This is a genomic window from Halalkalibacter sp. AB-rgal2, assembly GCF_041821005.1.
In the GTDB taxonomy this organism is placed as follows: domain Bacteria; phylum Bacillota; class Bacilli; order Bacillales; family Bacillaceae_D; genus Halalkalibacter.
On the sequence record NZ_JBGUAV010000010.1, the window covers coordinates 101,191 to 123,275 of the forward strand.

The following is a 22,085-nucleotide window of genomic DNA, read 5'->3' on the forward strand; positions in this document are numbered from 1 at the left end:
GAATAAGTGTTGATTGCTATTCATTTTGAAGAAGAGGAAGATTGTAAAGCACTGTATGATCAGTTTGAATATTATTTTCAAAAGTTCTCAATGATTGGATTAGGAGGTTCGATCAGGATCGATGATACTTACTCCCTACTCATTGAGTACAAGCAAAAGGAAGTCGATTTCTATGAAGCGTTTCATCCGTTTATTGTTTCAATTTTAACAGATTATGTTATTGACTCTCAGGAGGAAGAGTGGCTGCTTGATATCATTGAAACGATGTTCTATTTTCAAGATGAGGAAGAGAAGCGTCAAATTGTTAGTATTGCCAATGCAATTTTAGAAGGGGATCGTAAGGATTTGCCTAGAGTAAACGATTTAGTGAATAGGCGTTCGCTCATTTATGAAGCTTTTGCTACTCATTTAGAGGAAGAGACGGATTTTTATTATGAGCCGTTTCTCACGTTTCGACTTAGAGAGTATGGAGAATGTTTAATTGATTGTATTGAATTAGCGATTGATGAATACATGCTTGAGCAAGAGTATCAGAATATGATAGAGGGATTCCGACATTACGTACAGGATCATAAAGCGAAAATGGATATTGTATATCTCATTCATAATGAATCCTTCACATTTTTGGATGAACAATTTCGTAAGCTGACTCGTGATGAATTATTGTTTTATTTGAATGATGACATCGTATTTGAACAAGAGATTGAAATAGAAGAAATGGTCATTAGCCCACTTGTAAGTATGCTACCAAAGACGGTTCATATCTTTTCTGATGATCCAGATCATGGCGTAATTATGTCGATTCAATCGATTTTTCAAGAACGATTACATGTCTATCCTCTTAAAGTGTATGAAAAAGAATGGCGTTAATTTTGAAATAGACTTGATTTTCTTATTTGTGCTCCCTATAATACTACATAATAGAAATTCTAGATAATGAAAAGTCATGATGAGGATATGAGATCTACATGAATGTTTACAGAGAGAGAAGCGTTTGCTGAAAGCTTCTTAGCAGGATTTAGATTCTTACCACCTCTGAACTACTTAGGGAAACACAAGATTTGTGGAGTATCGAACGTCGGTAACACAACCGTTATTGTGCAGAGCCACTACGATAAGCGTAGTGGGAAGTAAGGGTGGAACCACGAAACCACACTCGTCCCTTTTTTGGAGGGATGGGTGTTTTTTTATGCTGAAATCGATGTCCTAAAAAAGGTGGGCGAAATGATATTGAACGGTAAAGGAGTAGAACATTATGGATCAAATAAAAATGACATTTCCAGACGGAGCTGTTAAGGAATTTTCAAGTGGTACGACGACAGAAGAAATTGCGGTATCCATTAGTCCAGGACTAAAAAAGAAGGCGCTCGCTGGGAAAGTGAATGGTGAGTTACTTGATTTACGTACACCTATTACAGAAGATGGTGAGATCGCCATTATTACACCTGATTCAGATGAAGCATTAGAAATCGTTCGACATAGTACAGCTCACGTGATGGCTCAAGCGGTTAAGCGTTTATATAGAGATGTGAAGCTTGGAGTCGGACCAGTGATCGAGGGCGGGTTTTATTATGATATTGATTCACCAGAATCGTTAACACCAGAAGATTTACCAAAGATTGAAAAAGAAATGAAGAAAATAGTATCAGAAAATTTAGAAGTGAAGCGGATTGAAGTTACTCGTGAAGAAGCGATTCAGCGCTATCAAGATATCGGAGATGAGTACAAGCTTGAATTAATCGAAGCGATTCCTGAAGGAGAAATGCTCACGATTTATGAGCAAGGAGAATTCTTTGATCTATGCCGAGGCGTGCATATCCCTTCTACGAATAAAATCAAAGAATTTAAGCTGCTTAGTCTTGCAGGAGCTTATTGGCGTGGAGACAGTAACAATAAGATGCTTCAACGAATATATGGTACAGCTTTCTTCTCAAAAGAAGCGTTAAAGGAGCACTTACGTTTATTGGAAGAAGCGAAGGAACGTGATCATCGTAAGCTAGGAAAAGAGCTTGGTATCTTTGCCCTTTCGCAAAAAGTGGGACAAGGCTTACCGCTCTGGTTACCTAAAGGAGCCACTGTCCGTCGTATAATTGAACGTTACATTGTTGATAAAGAGGAGAGTCTCGGTTATCAACATGTGTATACACCTATTTTAGGAAGCTCAGAGCTTTATAAGACGTCTGGACATTGGGATCATTACCAGGATGATATGTTTCCAGTCATGGAGCGTGACAATGAAGAGTTTGTTCTTCGCCCGATGAATTGCCCACACCATATGATGGTCTACAAACAGGATATGAGAAGCTATCGTCAATTGCCTTTACGGATTGCTGAGCTTGGTATGATGCATCGCTATGAGATGTCAGGCGCAGTCTCTGGCTTGCAGCGTGTTCGTGGAATGACGTTAAATGATGCCCATATTTTCTGTCGACCTGATCAAATAAAAGAGGAATTTATCCGAGTCGTTCATTTAATTCGTGAAGTATATAAAGACTTTGGTCTAAGCAATTATTCCTTCCGTCTATCTTATCGTGATCCTGAAGATAAGGAAAAGTATTTTGATGATGATGCGATGTGGGAAAAGGCTCAAACGATGTTGAAAGAGGCGATGGATGAGCTTGGGGATGTTGACTATTATGAAGCAGAAGGAGAAGCTGCTTTCTACGGTCCAAAGCTTGATGTACAAGTACGTACAGCGCTAGGAAAAGATGAGACGTTATCGACTGTTCAATTAGACTTCCTACTACCAGAACGCTTCGATTTAACGTATGTGGGTGAGGATGGCAAACAGCACCGCCCAGTCGTTGTGCATCGTGGAGTTGTTTCAACGATGGAACGCTTTGTGGCTTTCTTGTTAGAAGAGTACAAAGGAGCCTTTCCAACTTGGTTAGCACCTGTACAAGTACAAGTCATTCCGGTGTCGCTTGATGTGCATATGGATTATGCAAAGAGCGTACAAGAGAAGCTACAATCTGCAGGAATTCGTGTTGAAATTGATGTGCGCGATGAGAAGTTAGGTTATAAAATACGTGAAGCGCAAATGCAAAAGATCCCATACATGCTCGTACTTGGTGATAAAGAAATGGAAGCTTTGGAAGTGAATGTACGTAAGTATGGTCAAAAGGATTCAACATCCCAATCATTGGATGCTTTCGTTAATGATTTGTCAAAAGAAGTAAAAAAATAAACGGTTGATTTTCTATTACTGAACATGTACACTAATATAGTCGTTTACTAAAAGCATTGACACCTACACGATTGTATGGTAAGGTATATCAGTGATCAATTGAATCATTACGAACTAGGCAAGAAGAAGCGCCCGCTTCTCACCTGATCGACAAATGGTTGGCAGGTATGAACGTTTCATGTTAGATGGACAAAGTGGGGGCGTAGTATGCCCTCACTTTTTTATTTTGCATGAGAGCATGGGTAGATGATCGTTGCTTTGGTTTGTCAAAATCCTTTGGAGGTGGCTCGTTATTAGTAAGGACAATATGTTGGTCAATGAAGGGATTCGTGCACGTGAGGTTCGTCTTATTGGAGCGAATGGTGATCAAATAGGTGTGAAGGCGAAGCAAGAAGCGCTTGAAATGGCGCAAAATGTTAATCTTGACCTTGTTTGTGTCGCGCCTAATGCAAAACCACCAGTGTGTCGAATCATGGATTACGGAAAGTTCCGTTATGAACAACAAAAGAAAGATAAGGAAACACGTAAAAAGCAAAAGGTCATTAATGTGAAAGAGGTTCGCTTGAGCCCAACAATTGAAGATAATGACTTTAATACGAAGCTTCGTAATGCTCGTAAATTTCTTCAAAAGGGAGATAAGGTAAAAGCAGCAATCCGTTTCCGTGGCCGTGCGATTACCCATTCTCAAATTGGACGTAAGGTTTTAGAACGTCTAGCAAAAGAATGTGAAGATATTGCTGTTATTGAATCGATGCCTAAGATGGAAGGCAGAAGTATGTTTCTAATGTTAGCTCCTAGAACGGAAACGAAGTAGGAGAGTAGAAACAAGATTAAAGGAGGACCTAAGTTATGCCAAAAATGAAAACTCACCGTGGCGCTGCTAAGCGTTTCAAGAAGACTGGATCTGGAAAGCTGAAGCGTTCACACGCATTTACTAGTCACTTATTCAAGAATAAATCACAAAAGCAAAAGCGTAAGCTTCGTAAAGCTGGAATGGTTCATTCTGGAGATTTCAAACGTATTCGTTCAATGTTAACGTACAAAAAATAACTGATCTGATTTGAGATAGAAAGAAGGAGGGAACGTCGATGCCAAGAGTAAAAGGCGGTTATGTCGCTCGTCGTCGTCGTAAGAAGGTTTTAAAGTTAGCTAAAGGATATTTCGGTTCAAAACATACATTATTTAAGTCAGCACAAGGTCAAGTCATGAAGTCATTGCTTTATGCATACCGTGATCGCCGTCAAAAGAAACGTGATTTCCGTAAGCTTTGGATCACTCGTATTAATGCAGCTGCACGTATGAATGGTCTTTCTTACAGCCGTTTTATGCATGGTTTGAAGCTTGCTGAAATCAATGTGAACCGTAAGATCCTAGCCGATCTTGCAGTGAATGATGAACAAGCTTTTGCTCAGCTAGCTGATAAAGCTAAGCAAAGCTTAAATGGCTAATAAAAGCAAATGAATGAGCTTTTAAATGGTGTCTTGAAAGGTTGAAATATAGCCTTTTAAGATACCATTTTTTTATAGAGGATGGGATATAACGAAAGTGTTTAGTATTGAACGTAGCGATGTATATGCAATGAGTTTGTTCAGATTTTCATTCATTAAAACACTTTTATCCCAAGCTCTATTCATGATTTGAGCGGAGGGGATGAATGAATGATAGCTCTATTACTGTATATCACATTCTGGACAGTATTCTCGTATGCTGTGATGAAGGCAGATAAAAAACGTGCTCAAACAGGGGAAAGACGGATATCTGAGAGAACGTTATTTACATTTGCATGGTTAGGAGGCAGTCTCGGAGTCTGGCTTGGGATGAAGAACTTTCGGCATAAGACGAAAAAACGCCGTTTTTTTGTAGGATTACCGCTTATTATGATCATCCAAGTCATCGCAATCTTCATCATTTTCCTGTCCATTGAAGCATAGAATAGAGCGGAGGCGAGTAAGATGGAAGAATTTTTAGAAAGATCGCTACAAATGATAGAGCAATCAGGTTTGTTAGCACCGATTGTCTTTATTCTTCTGCACGTGTTTCGCCAAATGTTCTTCGTTCCAGTTTTACTCGTATGCTTATTAGGTGGGTATTTATTTGGGACGTTCTATGGGTCGATTTATTCGATTGTCGGCTTAACGTTAGTCAGTATTTTATTTTATGGGGTGATTGGATTATTCCCGTCGTTTCGTCAAAGGTTAAATCGCTTGCAAGAGAAGGTATTGAAGGGGAAGCACCAGCTTAATTTAGCTCAGTTGATGGTATTGAGAATTATGCCATTTGTACATTTTCACATCATTTCGTTTTATTTAATTAAGACGACGTCATCGTTTAGGCAGTATACGGAAAGGTCTTTTCTTGCAAGTATGCCACCTGCCATCGTTTATACAGCATTTGGTGATATGATTCATGAATTACCTTTAGCCGGAACGGTTGTGTTTGTCATATTTTTAATACTGATAATGCTTGTATTACGCAAGAAAGAAACGACCATTTCATGGGATACTTTTTTTCAGAAGCGATAGCATGAACACCTTAGGAGAAGCCTTTGGTGTTTTTGACCTTTCCTAGCCTCACATGTGATGTGACCTTCTATACTGAATGATTCCGCTCCTTTCTTAGCAAGACGGAATCGCAGCAAGCTATTTCAAAAATTCCTTTATCGGACTTTTCCATTCTAATTTGGCACTTGGATACCGTAAGTAAATGTCTTCAGCAATGAACTGAAAGTCTTCTTTCTTTAAACCTGCGAGCTTTTCTGGCTGCTTTACCCAAACATAGATGGTGATAATATCAAATGCTTCATCTGTTGTGCCTAAATATTTCTCTCCTTCAAACATGACGCCTTTATATGTGATAAAGAAATTCTTTCGAACATCTTTTTCATCATCATAAAAGTAATAGTGTTTTTTTTCATGTGCTTGTTCAAGCTTGCGACGGGGGTGAAATAAATATTTAACGGCGGTATAAGCTAAAATAATGAGAGCTGCAAGGATCAAGAAGCGAACTAAAAAAACCATAGAGACTCCTCCTTGTCTTCGATACAATTAGTGTACACTTTCCTACATATACGAATCAACTAGCAGGAGGTTTCATTTTATTTAATAAAAACTGCTATAATACATGAAGAAGGGAGAGAACAGATGAATATTGAAACATTATTTACCATTCAAAAGAAATTAAATGACCGAATTATGGCGGAGCATCAGCTAGTAGAGAACGACTTATTTCAGGAGCAATTACTCGCCTTTGTTGTTGAAATAGGTGAGCTAGCTAATGAAACAAGATGCTTTAAATATTGGAGTCGAAAGGGTGCATCTGAACAGAAGGTAATATTAGAAGAGTATGTTGATGGCGTTCACTTTTTATTGACAATCGGGTTAGCACTAGGCTATACCGATATTAAAGTGAATGATGCAGCTCCCTCTAGTCAAGGCTCGTTAACGGAGCAATTTCTCACTGTGATGAAATTAACTCATCAGCTTGAGGGTGTAAGGGATATTAATACATATAATGAATTATTTCAGGCATATGTAGCACTAGGGGTGACGCTAGGCTTTACGATGGCTGATATCGAGCAAGCCTATTTAGAAAAAAATAAAGTGAATCACCAAAGACAGGATGAAGGCTATTAAATGTTTTGTAGTCTGAAAAAGGCTTCTGTATACTTAAAGGGCATGATTGATAGCTGAGAAAAAGGAGGCTTACATAATGGATGAACGATTAAACATGTTAAAAGAACTAACGGATGCGAATGGAATTCCCGGAAATGAAAAGGAAGTTCGCGATGTCATGACGAAGCATATTGCTCCATATGCTGATGAGGTAACAAAAGATCGATTAGGAAGTCTTGTAGCGAAAAAAGTAGGCGATGAAAATGGACCGAAAATTATGATTGCTGGTCACTTAGATGAAATTGGTTTTATGGTGACAAGCATTGATGATAAAGGCTTTCTTCGCTTTCAAACAGTCGGTGGCTGGTGGGAGCAGGTTATGCTTGCCCAACGTGTGACGGTTATGACGAACAAAGGCAATGTGCCAGGTGTTGTTGGTTCAAAGCCACCACATATTTTACCACCTGAAGCTCGTAGGAAGCCAGTGGATAAGAAGGATATGTTTATTGATATTGGTGCATCAAGTAAGGAAGAAGCGTTAGAATTTGGTGTTCGACCAGGAGATTCGGTCGTTCCTGTTTGTGAGTTTACGGTAATGAAAAATGAAAAATACTTAATGGCGAAAGCTTGGGATAATCGAATTGGCTGTGCTATAGCGATTGATGTGCTACGAGAGCTCAAAGGAGTTAAGCACCCTAATGTCGTTTATGGAGTCGGTACAGTACAAGAAGAAGTCGGGTTACGAGGAGCACGTACATCGGCACATTTAATTGAGCCTGATATTGCTTTTGGTGTTGATGTTGGGATTGCTGGAGATACGCCAGGAGTAACAGAAAAAGAAGCGTTAGCCAAAATGGGGGAAGGTCCACAAATCGTCTTATACGATGCATCGATGATTTCCCATAAAGGATTACGAGATTTTGTGACTGATATAGCGGATGAACAATCGATCCCGTATCAATTTGATGCGATGGCCGGGGGTGGAACGGATTCAGGAGCTATCCACTTAACAGCAAATGGTGTACCTGCCTTATCTATTACGGTTGCAACGCGGTATATCCATACCCACGCAGCAATTCTTCATCGCGATGACTACGAAAATGCAGTTAAGCTTATAGTTGAAGTGATTAAAAAGCTTGATCATGACACGGTAAAAGCGATTACGTTTGATTATTGATTCATTACATTCTGTACGTTACACGCTTATCTGAAAGGGAGGGCACTTTCGGATAAGCTCAAAAGACTGCGTACGACGTAATTAAGAGAGACTTCTAATGCGAAGGGCACTGAAAAAGTTTGTTGTTCGAGGTCACTGAAAAAGTCCTTTCTAGTAACTCAAGGAAGAGTAATGGCTCCGCTCGTTGCGCGCCTTGCTATGAAAAACCCACTCATTGCAAGGCTTTCAAAATCGGGCAACGGCTACGCACATTACTTCAAAGCCACTGAAAAAGTTAAAACCAAACTTTTTCAGTGGCCTTTGTTGTTTAACTTTTTCAGTGCCCTTCCTACTGCGTGTTTCTCATTGAAGTCCTTGACTGATTTGTTCACACATGTCATCTTTTTGCTCTTCAGATGCTTGCTGCCAATATACTTCAAACATCACGCCAAGCCCTGGGAGCATTTTCTCTTCTCCGCGAGAAATCGCATCTGTAATAGTCGCCTCAACATCTTGTTCTGAGCTTCCTTTAATATTGGACATAATAGCACTCCGTAAGTTAAATCCCATTGTTGATCACTCCTATATAGTATTCTTATTCATGCTGTTATTATGCGTCAACTCCTACTAGATTATCCGCAAAAAAATCGGTATGATGAATGAAACGGTTATTGGTTAAAGGAGAACAATATGAAACGGATTGATTCAGTCAAAAATGAACGAATAAAGCAATGGAAGAAGCTCCATTCAAGAAAGGGTAGAGAAAAGGCCAACCAATTTCTTATTGAAGGCTTTCACTTAATCGAAGAGGCGTTAAAATCAAACGTCGTTGTTCAACACATTCTTCTTGAAGAAGAAAGAGAGTGGCCGACTGAGTGGCAAATAGGCGATGCAGAACGAATTGAAGTGCATATAGCTGTCTTAAAGGAACTATCTGATACAATGACACCACAAGGAGTTATCGCAATCTGTGAGCTACCGAAAGATGAGACCACCGATGAAAGGAACGGTTGTTTTTTACTTGTTGACCGCATCCAAGATCCAGGCAATTTAGGAACAATTATTCGTACAGCTGATGCAGCAGGGATGACCGGTGTGATTTTAGGTGATGGCTGTGTTGACGCGTATAATAGTAAAGTCTTACGTTCGACACAAGGTTCGTTATTTCACCTTCCGATCTATCATGGATCACTGACAGAATGGGTGAGAGCCTTTAAGGAAGCGAAAGTCCCTGTTATTGGAACTGCTTTGCAAAACGCTAGTTCTTATTCGGCGATAGAACCACAGGAAGCCTTTGCACTTATTGTTGGGAATGAAGGTGAAGGAGTCGATCAAGACCTTCTGGAACAAACGGATCAAAATGTTTATATACCGGTTTATGGAAAGGCAGAGTCGTTAAATGTAGCGATTGCAACAGGAATCCTTTTATATCATTTAAGGCGATAAGCAGTTGCAACGAACAGGAACTTTCACTATAATAGTAAAACAAACAAATGTTTATAATGTAAATGCAAAGAAAGAGAGTAGTAGGTCAAAATCCACCAATTAGGGAGAAGGTGCCATAGACTGGGAGCACTTTTTTGGAATGGCTTGATTGAATTCACTCTGGAGCAGACACTAAAAAAGGTGTTCCGGTTTAGACCGTTAGTTCAATGAAGATGCTGTCGTATTTTTATACAGCAATAAGGGTGGTACCGCGAACCTTCGTCCCTTTAATGGGGATGGGGGTTTTTTGTGTTGATTTTACATTTGTAAACGAATAAGGAGGAAGTATGATGCGAGAACGTTTAGAGGCGTTGAAGACTGAAGCGTTGGAGAAAATTGAAGTAGCTTCAGATATGAAATCATTACAGGATGTTCGCGTTTCTTATTTAGGAAAGAAAGGCCCTATTACAGAAGTACTAAGAGGTATGGGGAAGTTATCAGCTGAAGAACGACCAAAAGTAGGGCAATTGGCTAATGAAGTGCGTGATGAAATAAAAGCTCATGTCGAAGCGAAAGAGGCAAAGCTTGAGCAAGAAGCGATCGAAAAGCAACTAGCGGAAGAGTCAATTGATGTGACGTTACCTGGTCGACCTACTCAAGTGGGAACGTCACATCCTTTAACAGATGTCGTGGAAGAGCTAGAAGATATATTTACCGGATTAGGTTTCTCTGTTGCCGAAGGCCCAGAGGTGGAAGTTGATTATTATAATTTCGAAGCATTGAACTTACCTAAAGACCATCCAGCAAGGGATATGCAGGATTCATTCTATTTTACTGAGGAATTACTACTTCGAACACATACATCACCTGTTCAAGCACGTACGATGGAACAGCATGAAGGAAGGGGACCTGTTAAAGTTATTTGTCCAGGTAAGGTATTCCGTCGTGATGATGATGATGCAACTCATTCACACCAATTTATGCAAATAGAAGGCCTATATGTCGATGAGAAGGTTCGCATGAGTGATTTAAAAGGGGTGCTAGAATCATTTGCGAAGTCATTCTTCGGTGAGGATCGTTCGATTCGTTTAAGACCAAGCTTCTTCCCGTTCACAGAGCCGTCTGTCGAAGTAGATGTTTCATGTGGGATATGTAATGGCGAAGGCTGCCGGGTATGCAAGCAATCTGGTTGGATTGAAGTACTAGGCTCTGGAATGGTTCATCCTCGAGTACTAGAAATGAGTGGCTTTGATCCAGCAAAATATAGCGGATTTGCTTTTGGGATGGGCGTAGAGCGGTTAGCCATGCTGAAGTATGATATCGATGATATACGCCATTTCTACACGAATGATGTTCGCTTTTTAAAACAATTTACACGAGCGTAAAGGAGGAAAAATCATGCTTGTTTCTTATAAATGGTTACAGGATTACGTCGATGTCTCAGATTTGTCTGCACGAGATATCGCTGAAAAAATGACACGTGGTGGAATAGAGATTGACTTCGTTCACAAGCTGAGCGAAGGTGTGAAAAATGTTGTTGTCGGGTATGTCAAAGAATGTTCACAGCATCCGAACGCTGATAAGTTGAACGTTTGTCTTGTTGATGTTGGGGATGAAGAGCCCGTACAAATTGTGTGTGGGGCTCCGAATGTAGCAGCTGGCCAGCATGTAGCGGTAGCAAAGGTGGGTGCCGTCTTACCAGGCAATTTTAAAATTAAAAAAGCGAAGCTGCGCGGTGAGGTTTCACAGGGGATGATTTGTTCCTTGCAAGAATTAGGGATTGAAGGGAAGCTTGTTCAGAAGGAGTACCAGGAAGGAATTTATGTGTTTCGTGATAAAGTAGAAGTTGGTAGCGATGCATTAGCTGCTCTTAATTTAGATGATGAAGTATTAGAGCTAGATTTAACTCCGAATCGTTCAGATTGTTTGAATATGCTTGGAGTGGCTTATGAGGTTGCCGCATTATATGAGAAGGAAGTAAAGCTTCCGCAATTGCAATTGAATATGAATGACGAGCAAGCTGCTGATTCTATTTCTGTTCATGTTGACTCAATTGAGGATAACCCTTATTACGGAGCGATCGTGATTAAAGATGTAAAAGTTGGGTCTTCACCATTGTGGCTTCAAAATCGATTAATGGCTGCAGGAATTCGTCCGATTAGTAATGTTGTTGATGCAACGAATTATGTGTTGCTAGAGTACGGGCAGCCGTTGCATGCCTTTGATTTTGAGCGATTTGGTTCAAATGAGGTCGTTGTACGTCGGGCCAAGGATGGGGAGAAGATCGTAACGTTAGACGATGAGGAACGGACGTTGACGAGCGACCACCTACTCATTACAAATGGGAAAGAGCCTGTGGCAATTGCAGGTGTGATGGGCGGAGCTAACTCTGAGGTTCATGAAGGAACAACAACGGTTTTATTAGAGGCTGCTTATTTTAACCCTGTCACCGTACGAAAGGGAGCACGAGACTTAGGCTTACGCAGTGAAGCGAGCGCTCGCTTCGAAAAGGGAGTAGACCCGACTCGTGTTCTTGAAGCCGGAAAACGAGCTGCCGGCTTAATAGCGGAGCTTGCAGGTGGAACGATTGTTTCAGGAGTTGTAGAAGTGAATGAGCTTCAAACAGAGCCTGCTACTGTTAAGTTAGATCTCAATCGATTAAATGAACGTCTTGGTATGGAGCTGACGATTGAGACAGTAATTAGCTTTATGGAGCGTTTAGGGTTTACGTATGAGCAGGACGGTTCCGTCTTGTATGTGACGGCTCCAACGAGACGAGCGGATATTCAAATAGAAGAGGATCTGTTTGAAGAGGTTGCTCGCCTTTATGGCTATGATCATATTCCGACCACCTTACCTATTGGATCAACGACTCAAGGTGGACTTTCTCCTTATCAAAAGAAGCGTCGACGTGTTCGTCGAAATTTAGAGAAATCAGGGTTGTCGCAAGTGATTACCTATTCGTTAACAAGCCCAGAAAAATCCCAAGGGTTTGCTGGTCAATCAAATCATTTACGTGATGTACGTTTATCCATGCCAATGAGTGAAGATCGTAGTACGATGAGAACAAGCTTAATCCCTCATTTATTCGATGTTCTGAGCTATAATTTGAACCGAAAGAATACAGATGTTCATGTTTATGAAATTGGCTCAATCTTCTTAAGCGAGGAAGAAGCGTTAACAAAGCAGCCACGTGAACATGAAATGGTTGCAGGTGCTTTAACAGGGATTTGGCATGAACATGTTTGGCAAGGAGAGCGGAAGCCAGTTGATTTCTTTGTCACAAAAGGAATTCTTGAGGGGTTATTTCATGAGTTAGGGCTTGAGAAAGAAATTACGTTTGAACAAGTGCAGTTACCGGATCTTCATCCAGGTAGAACGGCTGTAGTGAAATTAAATGATGAGGAAGTAGGTTTCATCGGTCAAGTACACCCAACGAAGCAAAAGGAACTTGATTTAAAGGAAACGTATGTATATCAGCTTAATCTAGAAGCGCTCCTGACATTTGAGACTGAACCGATTATTTATGAGGAGTTACCACGATTCCCTGCTATTGTTCGCGATATTGCTCTAGTTGTCAATCAAGCTCGTTCAGCTGGAGAGCTTGAAGCCGTTATTAAGCAGACAGGTGGACGGTTATTAAGGTCTGTAAAGCTCTTTGATTTATATGAAGGAGAGCATATGGAAGCAGGCAAGAAATCGCTTGCCTTTTCATTAACGTATTTAGATTTGGAACAAACGTTAACAGATGAAGAAGTCACAAACGTTCATGAACGTGTTTTGAAAGCACTAGAAGAACAAATGGGAGCAACGTTAAGAGCTTAGTCGTTCAGTAATGATAGATGAGGCTGGGACAAAACCCTCCTCTGAAATGAAAAAGTCGGTGGAATTTTACGATAAGTAAAATTTCACCGACTTTCATTATTTCTTACTCTTTAAAGTAATGGGCTCTCACAGGTGCGTTCCATTGCGCTCCAGCCACTCGCTTTCTGCTCTATTCCACTATGAGAATAATCCATCGTCAGAACGACAATCTTTATAAAAACAGTTTATTTTTCACAATAAAAAAGGACAACTTTTGATAAATGAAAGTTACCACACAAAATCCAATCAGAAGGAAGTGTCCTTATGTTTAAGAATAATCATATAAATCTGCCCGTTTTACCTCTAGATTTGGAAGTGAGATGACAAACAAACGATATCGCTTTTTCTATTGAATGAAAGGTGGATGTGAATGAAAATTTAAAATGAAAATGAAAAAAGTACGGAATGTGTGGGACTTTTAGAAAAGGATTTCCAACACGTTGACTTCATGTTAAGATAGAAGTTGGAATTTTTACACTTAGAGGAGATAGGAGGCTATATTTGTGTCTGACCAAAAAGACAACAAACAACGGATCACAGTTTCAATTTATGGTCAACCGTATACGGTTGTCGGTCAAGAGTCTCCGGCCTATGTAAAAGAAGTTGCAAAAGCAGTTGATCAGAAAATGCGAGAAGTGAAAAAACATAATCCCTACTTAGATACAACACGATTAGCTGTTTTGACAGCGGTGAATGTCGTGGATGATTATTTTAAAGTTTTAGAAGAATTAGAACAATTAAAACAAAAGAGCGAACGGAGCACGACGGGAGACGAGTAAAATGCTTAGCTTTTTAATTATATTTATATTAATTTGTAGTTTCTTTATTGGACGAAGACGGGGGTTTATTTTACAGCTCATTCATTTAATTAGCTTTGTAGCTGCGTTATATGTTGCTTATTCGTATTTTAGTGAATTAGCGACGTTTATTCGACTATGGATTCCTTATCCACAGTTTTCATCAGATAGCCCTGTAGGTATGATCTTTCAAACGTTCGATGCAGAAAGTGTTTATTATTCGGGAATCGCGTTTGCTATTCTTTTCTTCGGAACGAAGATTATCCTTCATATTATTGGCTCAATGCTAGATTTTTTAGCGCATATACCAGTTTTACGAACGGCGAACCAGCTATTAGGTGGAATCTTTTGCTTCGTTGAAGTGTATTTAATTATTTTTGTTATCTTGATTGTTGGGGCGTTATTACCAATTGATATTGTTCAAGACCAACTGCAGCGTTCGATTGTGGCAGAATATATGTTAACGAACACGCCATTCTTGTCTGAGTGGATAAGAGGATTGTGGGAAGGTAATGTACTATAATGATAGCAATCTGACTCTAACATAGTGTAGATAGAGTCAGATTTTTTTTGTATAGAGGAAGGGCTTGATTTAAGAAGTGGAGTGAGAATTCATAGACGCTATAAAAAGAGGAGTTTGTGAGTGCAATAAAAAAGTTAAAAGCCAAAATTTTTCGGTACCCACGACTCTGTTGCATTTTAGCCATGATTCTCGGTATGATGGAACTAGAGGCCGCTGAAAAAGTACAAATGAACTTTTTTAGTGCTCTGAATCTGACTAGCAATGGCTTCACACGTTTCTCCCCTGATACGAAAAAACACTCGTATTCTTTGGAAAATAGGCAACGGTTACGCACATTGCTTAAGGGACACCGAAAAAAGTTGAAATTCAAGCTTTTCCAGTGCCCTTATGGAACTATGGAAAGGGTCGGTGGAAGATGAATATTAAAGATGCAATCCGTACGCTTGAGCATATTGCCATATACTTAGAAATCAAAGGTGAGAATGCTTTTAAAATTGCAGCATACCGCAAAGCGGCTCAAGCATTAGAGACAGAGCAACGTACATTAGCAGAGATCGATAACCCTGCTACTTTGAATGGAATAGGTAAAGCAACGGCAGAGGTTATCAATGAACTAAAGGAAATAGGTCATTCTAGTTTGTTAGAGCAATTGAAGGCAGATTTACCGTCAGGCTTAGTTGCTCTCTTAAGCTTACCAGGCTTAGGTGGAAAGAAAATCGGAAAGCTGTATCGTGAGCTCGGAGTGACAGATATAGAAACGTTAAAGCAAGCATGTATAGAAGAGAAAGTTCAACAGTTATCAGGATTTGGCAAGAAAACAGAGGAGAAAATTTTTGCGGCGATTAAAGAAGTTGGTACACGACCTGAGCGGTTAGCACTCCCCTACGTGATTCCTGTTATCGAGCAAGTGGAGACTGCATTAGTTTCAATACCTTCCATTAAGCGTTTCTCTCGGGCAGGTAGTTTTAGACGTCTTCGTGAAGATGTGAAGGATTTAGACTTTATCATTGCGACAGTAGCCCCAAAACAAGTGAAGGAGGAATTGCTAGCGCTACCTTTTCTTTCGAATGTGATCGCTAGTGGTGACACGAAGGTTTCCGTTGAAGTGTTAGGAACATATCCTGTTTCAATAGACTTTCGCCTCGTGAGTGAAGAAGAATTCGCAACGACGCTTCACCATTTTACAGGATCCAAAGATCATAATGTAAAAATGCGTCAACTAGCGAAGCAACGAGGGGAAAAAATTAGTGAATATGGTGTTGAGAACATTGAAACTGGAGAACTTCATACGTTTTCAACGGAGGAGGATTTTTTTACTCATTTTCAATTAGAGTATATCCCTCCAGAAGCACGTGAAAATCAAGGTGAAATTGAAAAAGCACAGGCAGGAAAGCTAACTTACTTACAGGATGAGGATATTCGTGGAGATTTACATATGCACTCTACGTGGAGTGATGGAGCGAATTCAATTGAAGAAATGGTTGAGTCCGCACGAAAAAAAGGCTATTCATATATCGCGATCACCGATCATTCTAAATTTCTAAGAGTGGCTAATGGATTAACGGTTGAACGGTTAAAAGAGCAGCACGCACGTATCCGCCATCTAAATAAACAATATGATGATATCACGATTTTAACAGGAATTGAAATGGATATATTACCAGATGGGACATTGGATTATGAGGACGACATACTAGCTGAAATAGATCTTGTTATTGCATCGATTCATTCTTCATTTCAGCAGGATGAGCATACGATAATGGAACGTTTGAAAACAGCGTTATATAATCCTCATGTTGATATAATCGCCCATCCGACAGGGAGAGTGTTAGGAAGAAGGAAAGGATACAATGTCGATGTCGAACACTTGATTCAATTGGCGAAGGAAACGAACACAGCTCTTGAATTAAATGCTAGTCCATACCGGCTAGATTTATCAGCAAAATGGCTAAAGTGGGCTGATGAGGAAGGAGTAAACGTAGCCATTAATACGGATGCTCACCGAGTGGAAGGTCTGTCTGAAATGAGCTTTGGTACAGGAACAGCTCGGAAAGCGATGCTTTCTCCTAAATGGGTCATTAATACGTGGACTTTAGAGGAATTGACAGCCTTTTTAAAACGTCATGATTAAGAACGTGAAAAAGGAGATAAACAATGGAACGGGTATTAAGGGTATTAGAATATACGAAAATGAAGGAACAAGTACGTGAGCATGTTTCCTCATCGTTAGGGGTACATAAGCTGCATCATTTAATGCCGTCTCTTGACCTAGAAGTGGTGAATAGATGGCAGCAGGAAACAGCTGAAGGAGCAACTATCTTAAGGTTGAAGGGACAAGTACCATTAGGTGGCATTTTTGATATAACCGCGCATGCAAAGAGAGCCATAATCGGTGGGATACTGTCTGCTTCAGAGCTAAATGAAATAGCAAGTACGATTTATGGTGGTCGTCGATTAAAAAAATTTATTTCAACGATGGTGGAAGAGGATGAAATCTCATTACCACGATTGTATGATTATGTAGAACAAATTGTTACTTTAACGGATACTGAAAAATCAATTAAGCAATGTATTGACGACCACGGTGGAGTGTTGGATACGGCTAGTCCAACGTTGCGTACGATTCGACAACAAGTGAAAAGCTTTGAATCTGCAGTAAGGTCAAAATTAGAAAATACGATTCGTTCATCAAACACGCAAAAGATGCTTTCGGATGCCATTATTACAATTCGGAATGACCGTTTTGTCATTCCGGTTAAACAGGAGTATCGTAGCTCCTTTGGGGGGATTGTCCACGATCAATCTGCTTCAGGGGCAACGCTATTCATTGAGCCTCAAGCAGTCGTGACGATTAACAACCAATTAAGAGAGGCAAAGAGTAAGGAGGAACGTGAAATTGAACGAATTTTAAATGAATTAACAGGTCAGGTTGCAGAAGTTGCTCAGGAGTTGTTAGAGAATGTTACGATTTTAGGTGAGCTTGATTTCATTTTTGCTAAAGCTCGCTACGCAAAGCAAATTAGAGCAACGAAACCGATCTTAAATGATCGTGGTTTCATGAATATGAAAAAAGCTCGTCATCCATTATTGGAGGATGAAGAAGTGGTCCCGATTGATGTTGGGTTAGGTGAAATGTACCGATCTTTAATTATTACGGGGCCGAATACCGGTGGTAAAACAGTGACATTAAAAACGGTTGGTTTGTTAACGTTAATGGCGCAATCTGGATTGCATGTGCCTGTAGAAGAAGAATCAGAATTAGCTGTTTTCAAAAAAATATTTGCTGATATAGGTGATGAACAGTCGATTGAGCAAAGCTTAAGTACGTTCTCTTCACATATGACAAATATTGTCGATATTTTGAGTCAGGTTGATTTTGAAAGTCTCGTCTTATTTGATGAACTAGGTGCAGGAACTGATCCAACTGAAGGAGCGGCATTGGCTATCGCTATTTTGGATGATGTCTACAAAAAAGGAGCTTGTACGGTTGCGACAACCCATTATAGTGAGTTAAAGGGCTATGCTTATAATCGTGAAGGTGTCATGAATGCGAGTGTGGAATTCAATGTTGAGACGTTAAGACCGACCTATCGTTTACTTATTGGTGTTCCAGGAAGAAGTAATGCATTTGCTATCTCGCAACGGTTAGGGCTAGATGAACGGATTATTGAACGAGCGAAGGAACAGATTGATAGTGAGACGAATCAAATTGAATCAATGATTGCCTCGCTTGAAACAAGTCAACGCTCAGCAGAATCGGAGTGGGATGAGGCTGAACAAATTCGCCAAGAGGCTGAGGGACTTCGACGGCAACTTGAGAATGAATTAGAGTCATTTGAGAAACAAAAGGAACGCTTGTTCAAAGAGGCTGAGGAAAAAGCAGAGAAAGCTGTCATGAAAGCTAAAGAAGAGGCTGAAGTCATTATCGAAGAATTAAGAGACATGCAAAAACAAGGACTTTCGGTAAAGGAACATCAAATTATTGATGCGAAAAAACATTTAGATTTAGCGTCTCCACAGTTAACACCAAAACAGAAAAAGGTGAAAAAAGCAGCGCAAAAGAAGAAGCAATTAATTCAGGCTGGTGATGAAGTAAAAGTGTTAAGCTTTGGTCAAAAGGGTTTTGTTGTGGAGAAGGTGTCAGATGACGAATACCAAGTTCAAATGGGGATTATGAAGATGAAGGTAAAGGCAGATGATCTTCAATTGATCGATCGTCCAAAGCAAGTAGAGACAAAGCCAATGGCCATGCTACGGGGAAATGATCATCATGTGAAATCAGAGCTTGATTTACGTGGTGAACGATACGAAGAAGCGATGAGAAGGGTTGAGAAGTATATTGATGATGCTTTACTTGCTGGCTATCATCAAGTCTCAATCATACACGGAAAAGGAAGCGGTGCTTTACGAAAAGGAGTGAAACAACTATTAAAGAAGCACCCGCACGTGAAAAATGAGCGTGATGGAGGAATGAATGAAGGTGGTCTCGGTAACACTGTTGTTGAATTAAAATAAGTGAGGAGAAGCATATGGACGCCTTATTTGAATATGAGCTTGTACAAACAGCAGCCTATTATAGTGTGTCTGTTTTGGCACTTATTTTGTTTTTAGGTGTATTTGAATTAGTGACCCGTTATAATAATTGGAAGGAAATAAAAAATGGGAACATAGCGGTTGCGATGGCTACAGGCGGCAAAGTGTTTGGTGTTGTCAATATTTTTCGCCATTCGATTGAACATTCAGATTCACTATTTACGATGTTAGGTTGGGGAGTATTTGGTTTTCTTTTACTGTTATTTAGTTACTTTATTTTTGAGTTTTTAACCCCTAGCTTTAAGGTAGATGAGGAGATTGAACGAGACAATCGAGCAGTAGGTTTGATTGCCATGTTATTATCAATTGGTTTGTCTTATGTGATTGGAGCTAGCATAATTGCTCGTTAGAAGGGGATAATGATGGAAACATTGATGAAAATTTTATATGTTTGTTGTGCGGCCTTTATTTTAGCAGGGATAGCTTATTTATTTTTATTATAAGAGGTTTCCTTTTTGAATGACCTTTAAGCAATGAGCATAGTCGCTACATCTTTTAAAAGTCTTTGTGGGGAGTGTTTACTAACCAGAAGACACATAGCGAACAGAGCGATTATCATATTTTTTTGGTAATTTTTGTACATGCTCTATAATTAAGTTTATTTGCATAAAATAAAGTTGAGCAACATATTCGCGCTTCATGATGGCTAGTGATATACTAGTCATGAAAAATTAGATTCACAATGAGGAGGATAATTATAATGGCTATTGTAAATGTGACTGATCAAACATTTTCTTCTGAAACGAGTGAAGGGGTCGTTCTTGCTGATTTTTGGGCTCCATGGTGCGGACCTTGTAAGATGATTGCTCCCGTACTTGAAGAGCTTGATTCAGAAATGGGTGATAAAGCAAAGATTGTCAAACTAAATGTCGATGATAACCAAGAAACAGCTGGTAAATATAGCGTAATGAGTATTCCGACGCTTCTTGTTTTCAAAGATGGTGAAGTTGTCGATCAAGTTGTTGGCTTTCAGCCGAAAGATGCTTTGGCAGAATTATTAAATAAGCACGCATAAATCGTCTGAGAAATGAGATGTAAGGCGTCTAAAGAGGGCTTCCCTTTTTAGGCGTTTTTTATAAGGAAAACTCAGTAGCGTCTTTTCTTAATTGCTGTCATGTTTTTTGTTAGGGGGGGTAGTATTGTTAAAGGAGAAGCTGGCTGTATTGCCTGGGGAACCTGGCTGTTATTTAATGAAGGATCGACAAGGAACGATCATTTATGTCGGAAAAGCTAAATCGTTAAAGAGTCGTGTGCGATCGTATTTTACAGGATCACATGATGGGAAAACGCAGCGGCTCGTTAGTGAAATTGTTGATTTTGAATATATCGTGACCTCCTCTAATATTGAGGCACTTATATTAGAGATGAACTTAATTAAAAAGCATGATCCGAAATATAATGTCATGCTCAAGGATGATAAATCTTACCCTTATTTAAAGCTAACGAACGAAGAGCATCCACGATTAATCATAACGAGGAAGGTTAAAAAAGACGGTGGGAAATATTTCGGTCCTTATCCAAATGCGGGTGCTGCGAATGAAACGAAGAAGCTATTAGATCGGATTTATCCTCTTAGAAAATGTAGAAAACTTCCAGATAAGGTTTGTTTGTATTATCATATTGGTCAATGTCTGGCACCGTGTGTTTATGACGTATCTCAAGAACAGAATCAAGAAATGGTACAGGCCATTAGTAAGTTTTTACGAGCTGGACATGAAGAAGTGAAGGAGCAATTAAAGACACGAATGTTAAAAGCCTCTGAGGAGTTAGACTTTGAACGAGCGAAGGAGCTCCGTGATACGATTAGTCATATGGAAGTGGTTATGGAGAAGCAGAAAATGACGATTTCAGATCGTCTAGATCGTGATGTATTTGGATTTGCACACGATAAGGGATGGATGTGTGTACAAGTATTTTTCATTCGACAAGGACGTCTAATCGAAAGAGATGTTTCTATTTTTCCTTATTACCAAGATGCTCATGAAGATTTAATGACTTTTATTGGCCAATTTTACTTAAAGAAAGAGCATCTGAAGCCTGCTGAACTATTAGTGCCAGATGAAATTGAGACAGCGTTACTTGAACAATTGCTGATGGTTCCCGTTCATGCTCCAAAGCGAGGCAAGAAGAAAGAATTGCTACAACTAGCAAATCAAAACGCAACCGTTTCTTTAAATGAAAAATTTTCCCTTATCGAACGAAACGAAGAACGGACGATTAAAGCGATAGAACGACTCGGAGAACGATTGAACATGACCACACCGTATCGAATCGAAGCTTTTGATAACTCGAATATACAAGGTGTTGATCCAGTTTCAGCAATGATTACGTTTTTAGACGGGAAACCGAGTCGTAAGGATTATCGTAAATATAAAATTAAAACGGTGGAAGGCCCTGATGATTACGGTTCTATGAGAGAAGTTGTTAGAAGGCGTTATGTTCGATTGCTGAAGGAAGAACTCCCTTTGCCCGATCTCATTGTCATCGATGGTGGAAAAGGTCAAATAAGCGCAGCTCAAGAAATCATTGAGGACGAATTAGGCTTAAGTATTCCTGTTTGTGGTTTAGCAAAGGATGAGCAGCATCGTACATCGCAATTATTAATGGGGAATCCACCTGAGATTGTTCCTTTAAAGCGAGATAGCCATGAATTTTATTTATTACAGCGTATTCAGGATGAAGTACACAGGTTTGCGATTAGTTTTCATCGTCAAACCCGGTCAAAATCGCTCTTTCAATCTGTACTTGATGATATTCCAGGGATAGGCGAAAAACGAAAAAAAGTTTTACTGAAGCATTTTGGTTCTGTGAAGAAAATGAAGGAAGCGAGCGTAGAAGAATTTGTCTCGTTATCGATCCCACATACAGTCGCTGAAGCAATTATAGAAGCATTAAAGAACAACTAAGAAGCTTAAGAGCTTCTTAGTTG

Annotated in this window: 21 protein-coding genes and 2 other annotated features; of the genes, 19 read left to right on the forward strand and 2 right to left on the reverse strand. The window is 39.7% G+C overall.

Features of this window, described 5'->3' with window-relative positions; translation table 11 throughout:
• The first annotated feature begins 9 nt into the window (after positions 1 to 9).
• From ytxC to ACERJO_RS10445, 7 genes are all read left to right on the forward strand, one after another.
• Complete coding sequence (gene ytxC, locus ACERJO_RS10415; protein ID WP_247104761.1) at positions 10 to 870, forward strand: putative sporulation protein YtxC; 861 nt, start codon at positions 10 to 12, stop codon at positions 868 to 870.
• Between the two features lie 382 nt (positions 871 to 1,252).
• Positions 1,253 to 3,187, forward strand: a complete 1,935-nt coding sequence (thrS, locus tag ACERJO_RS10420) for a threonine--tRNA ligase (protein ID WP_247104799.1) — start codon at positions 1,253 to 1,255, stop codon at positions 3,185 to 3,187.
• 114 nt (positions 3,188 to 3,301) lie between these two features.
• Positions 3,302 to 3,416, forward strand: a sequence feature (ribosomal protein L20 leader region).
• Between the two features lie 78 nt (positions 3,417 to 3,494).
• The gene (gene infC, locus ACERJO_RS10425; RefSeq protein ID WP_247104800.1) at positions 3,495 to 4,001 is read left to right on the forward strand and encodes a translation initiation factor IF-3; all 507 of its coding nucleotides are present in this window, start codon (positions 3,495 to 3,497) and stop codon (positions 3,999 to 4,001) included.
• Between the two features lie 35 nt (positions 4,002 to 4,036).
• Positions 4,037 to 4,237 carry a 50S ribosomal protein L35 gene (gene rpmI / locus ACERJO_RS10430; RefSeq protein WP_035342523.1) on the forward strand — a complete coding sequence of 67 codons (201 nt, stop codon included), beginning with the start codon at positions 4,037 to 4,039 and terminating at the stop codon, positions 4,235 to 4,237.
• 38 nt (positions 4,238 to 4,275) lie between these two features.
• Positions 4,276 to 4,635, forward strand: coding sequence for a 50S ribosomal protein L20 (gene rplT / locus ACERJO_RS10435; RefSeq protein ID WP_247104762.1), 360 nt, complete (start codon positions 4,276 to 4,278; stop codon positions 4,633 to 4,635).
• A 210-nt stretch (positions 4,636 to 4,845) separates the two neighbouring features.
• Positions 4,846 to 5,118: a DUF1294 domain-containing protein gene (locus tag ACERJO_RS10440; RefSeq protein ID WP_247104763.1), complete on the forward strand. Its 273-nt coding sequence runs from the start codon at positions 4,846 to 4,848 to the stop codon at positions 5,116 to 5,118.
• 21 nt (positions 5,119 to 5,139) lie between these two features.
• Positions 5,140 to 5,709 carry a TVP38/TMEM64 family protein gene (locus tag ACERJO_RS10445; RefSeq protein ID WP_247104764.1) on the forward strand — a complete coding sequence of 190 codons (570 nt, stop codon included), beginning with the start codon at positions 5,140 to 5,142 and terminating at the stop codon, positions 5,707 to 5,709.
• A gap of 117 nt (positions 5,710 to 5,826) precedes the next feature.
• Here ACERJO_RS10445 and ACERJO_RS10450 read toward each other — a convergent pair whose 3' ends face one another.
• On the reverse strand, positions 5,827 to 6,204 hold the full coding sequence (locus ACERJO_RS10450; RefSeq protein WP_247104766.1) for a sigma-w pathway protein ysdB: 378 nt from the start codon (positions 6,202 to 6,204) through the stop codon (positions 5,827 to 5,829).
• Positions 6,205 to 6,327: 123 nt separating this feature from the next.
• Here ACERJO_RS10450 and ACERJO_RS10455 point away from each other — a divergent pair, with 123 nt between their 5' ends.
• Both ACERJO_RS10455 and ACERJO_RS10460 read left to right on the forward strand, forming a co-directional pair.
• Positions 6,328 to 6,819, forward strand: coding sequence for a dUTP diphosphatase (locus ACERJO_RS10455; RefSeq protein ID WP_247104767.1), 492 nt, complete (start codon positions 6,328 to 6,330; stop codon positions 6,817 to 6,819).
• Between the two features lie 76 nt (positions 6,820 to 6,895).
• Positions 6,896 to 7,975 carry a M42 family metallopeptidase gene (locus ACERJO_RS10460; protein WP_247104769.1) on the forward strand — a complete coding sequence of 360 codons (1,080 nt, stop codon included), beginning with the start codon at positions 6,896 to 6,898 and terminating at the stop codon, positions 7,973 to 7,975.
• A gap of 342 nt (positions 7,976 to 8,317) precedes the next feature.
• Here ACERJO_RS10460 and sspI read toward each other — a convergent pair whose 3' ends face one another.
• Positions 8,318 to 8,524 (reverse strand): small acid-soluble spore protein SspI, encoded by a 207-nt coding sequence (gene sspI / locus ACERJO_RS10465; RefSeq protein WP_247104771.1) that lies wholly within the window; start codon positions 8,522 to 8,524, stop codon positions 8,318 to 8,320.
• 120 nt (positions 8,525 to 8,644) lie between these two features.
• Here sspI and ACERJO_RS10470 point away from each other — a divergent pair, with 120 nt between their 5' ends.
• From ACERJO_RS10470 to uvrC, 10 genes are all read left to right on the forward strand, one after another.
• Complete coding sequence (locus ACERJO_RS10470) at positions 8,645 to 9,400, forward strand: TrmH family RNA methyltransferase (RefSeq protein WP_247104773.1); 756 nt, start codon at positions 8,645 to 8,647, stop codon at positions 9,398 to 9,400.
• 58 nt (positions 9,401 to 9,458) lie between these two features.
• Positions 9,459 to 9,669: a binding site (T-box leader), on the forward strand.
• A gap of 60 nt (positions 9,670 to 9,729) precedes the next feature.
• A complete protein-coding gene (pheS, locus tag ACERJO_RS10475) occupies positions 9,730 to 10,764 on the forward strand; it encodes a phenylalanine--tRNA ligase subunit alpha (protein WP_247104775.1) in 1,035 nt (344 codons plus the stop codon).
• Between the two features lie 13 nt (positions 10,765 to 10,777).
• Positions 10,778 to 13,204: a phenylalanine--tRNA ligase subunit beta gene (gene pheT / locus ACERJO_RS10480; protein WP_373647407.1), complete on the forward strand. Its 2,427-nt coding sequence runs from the start codon at positions 10,778 to 10,780 to the stop codon at positions 13,202 to 13,204.
• A 542-nt stretch (positions 13,205 to 13,746) separates the two neighbouring features.
• Positions 13,747 to 14,022 (forward strand): cell division protein ZapA, encoded by a 276-nt coding sequence (gene zapA, locus ACERJO_RS10485; protein ID WP_035342554.1) that lies wholly within the window; start codon positions 13,747 to 13,749, stop codon positions 14,020 to 14,022.
• Position 14,023: 1 nt separating this feature from the next.
• The gene (locus tag ACERJO_RS10490) at positions 14,024 to 14,563 is read left to right on the forward strand and encodes a CvpA family protein (protein WP_247104778.1); all 540 of its coding nucleotides are present in this window, start codon (positions 14,024 to 14,026) and stop codon (positions 14,561 to 14,563) included.
• 415 nt (positions 14,564 to 14,978) lie between these two features.
• Positions 14,979 to 16,694, forward strand: a complete 1,716-nt coding sequence (gene polX / locus ACERJO_RS10495; RefSeq protein ID WP_247104780.1) for a DNA polymerase/3'-5' exonuclease PolX — start codon at positions 14,979 to 14,981, stop codon at positions 16,692 to 16,694.
• Positions 16,695 to 16,717: 23 nt separating this feature from the next.
• Positions 16,718 to 19,078, forward strand: coding sequence for an endonuclease MutS2 (locus ACERJO_RS10500; protein WP_247104781.1), 2,361 nt, complete (start codon positions 16,718 to 16,720; stop codon positions 19,076 to 19,078).
• 14 nt (positions 19,079 to 19,092) lie between these two features.
• Complete coding sequence (locus ACERJO_RS10505; RefSeq protein WP_247104782.1) at positions 19,093 to 19,506, forward strand: DUF350 domain-containing protein; 414 nt, start codon at positions 19,093 to 19,095, stop codon at positions 19,504 to 19,506.
• Between the two features lie 350 nt (positions 19,507 to 19,856).
• Positions 19,857 to 20,171 carry a thioredoxin gene (gene trxA, locus ACERJO_RS10510; RefSeq protein WP_247104784.1) on the forward strand — a complete coding sequence of 105 codons (315 nt, stop codon included), beginning with the start codon at positions 19,857 to 19,859 and terminating at the stop codon, positions 20,169 to 20,171.
• Between the two features lie 175 nt (positions 20,172 to 20,346).
• A complete protein-coding gene (gene uvrC / locus ACERJO_RS10515; protein ID WP_247104801.1) occupies positions 20,347 to 22,062 on the forward strand; it encodes an excinuclease ABC subunit UvrC in 1,716 nt (571 codons plus the stop codon).
• The last annotated feature ends 23 nt before the right edge of the window (positions 22,063 to 22,085 follow it).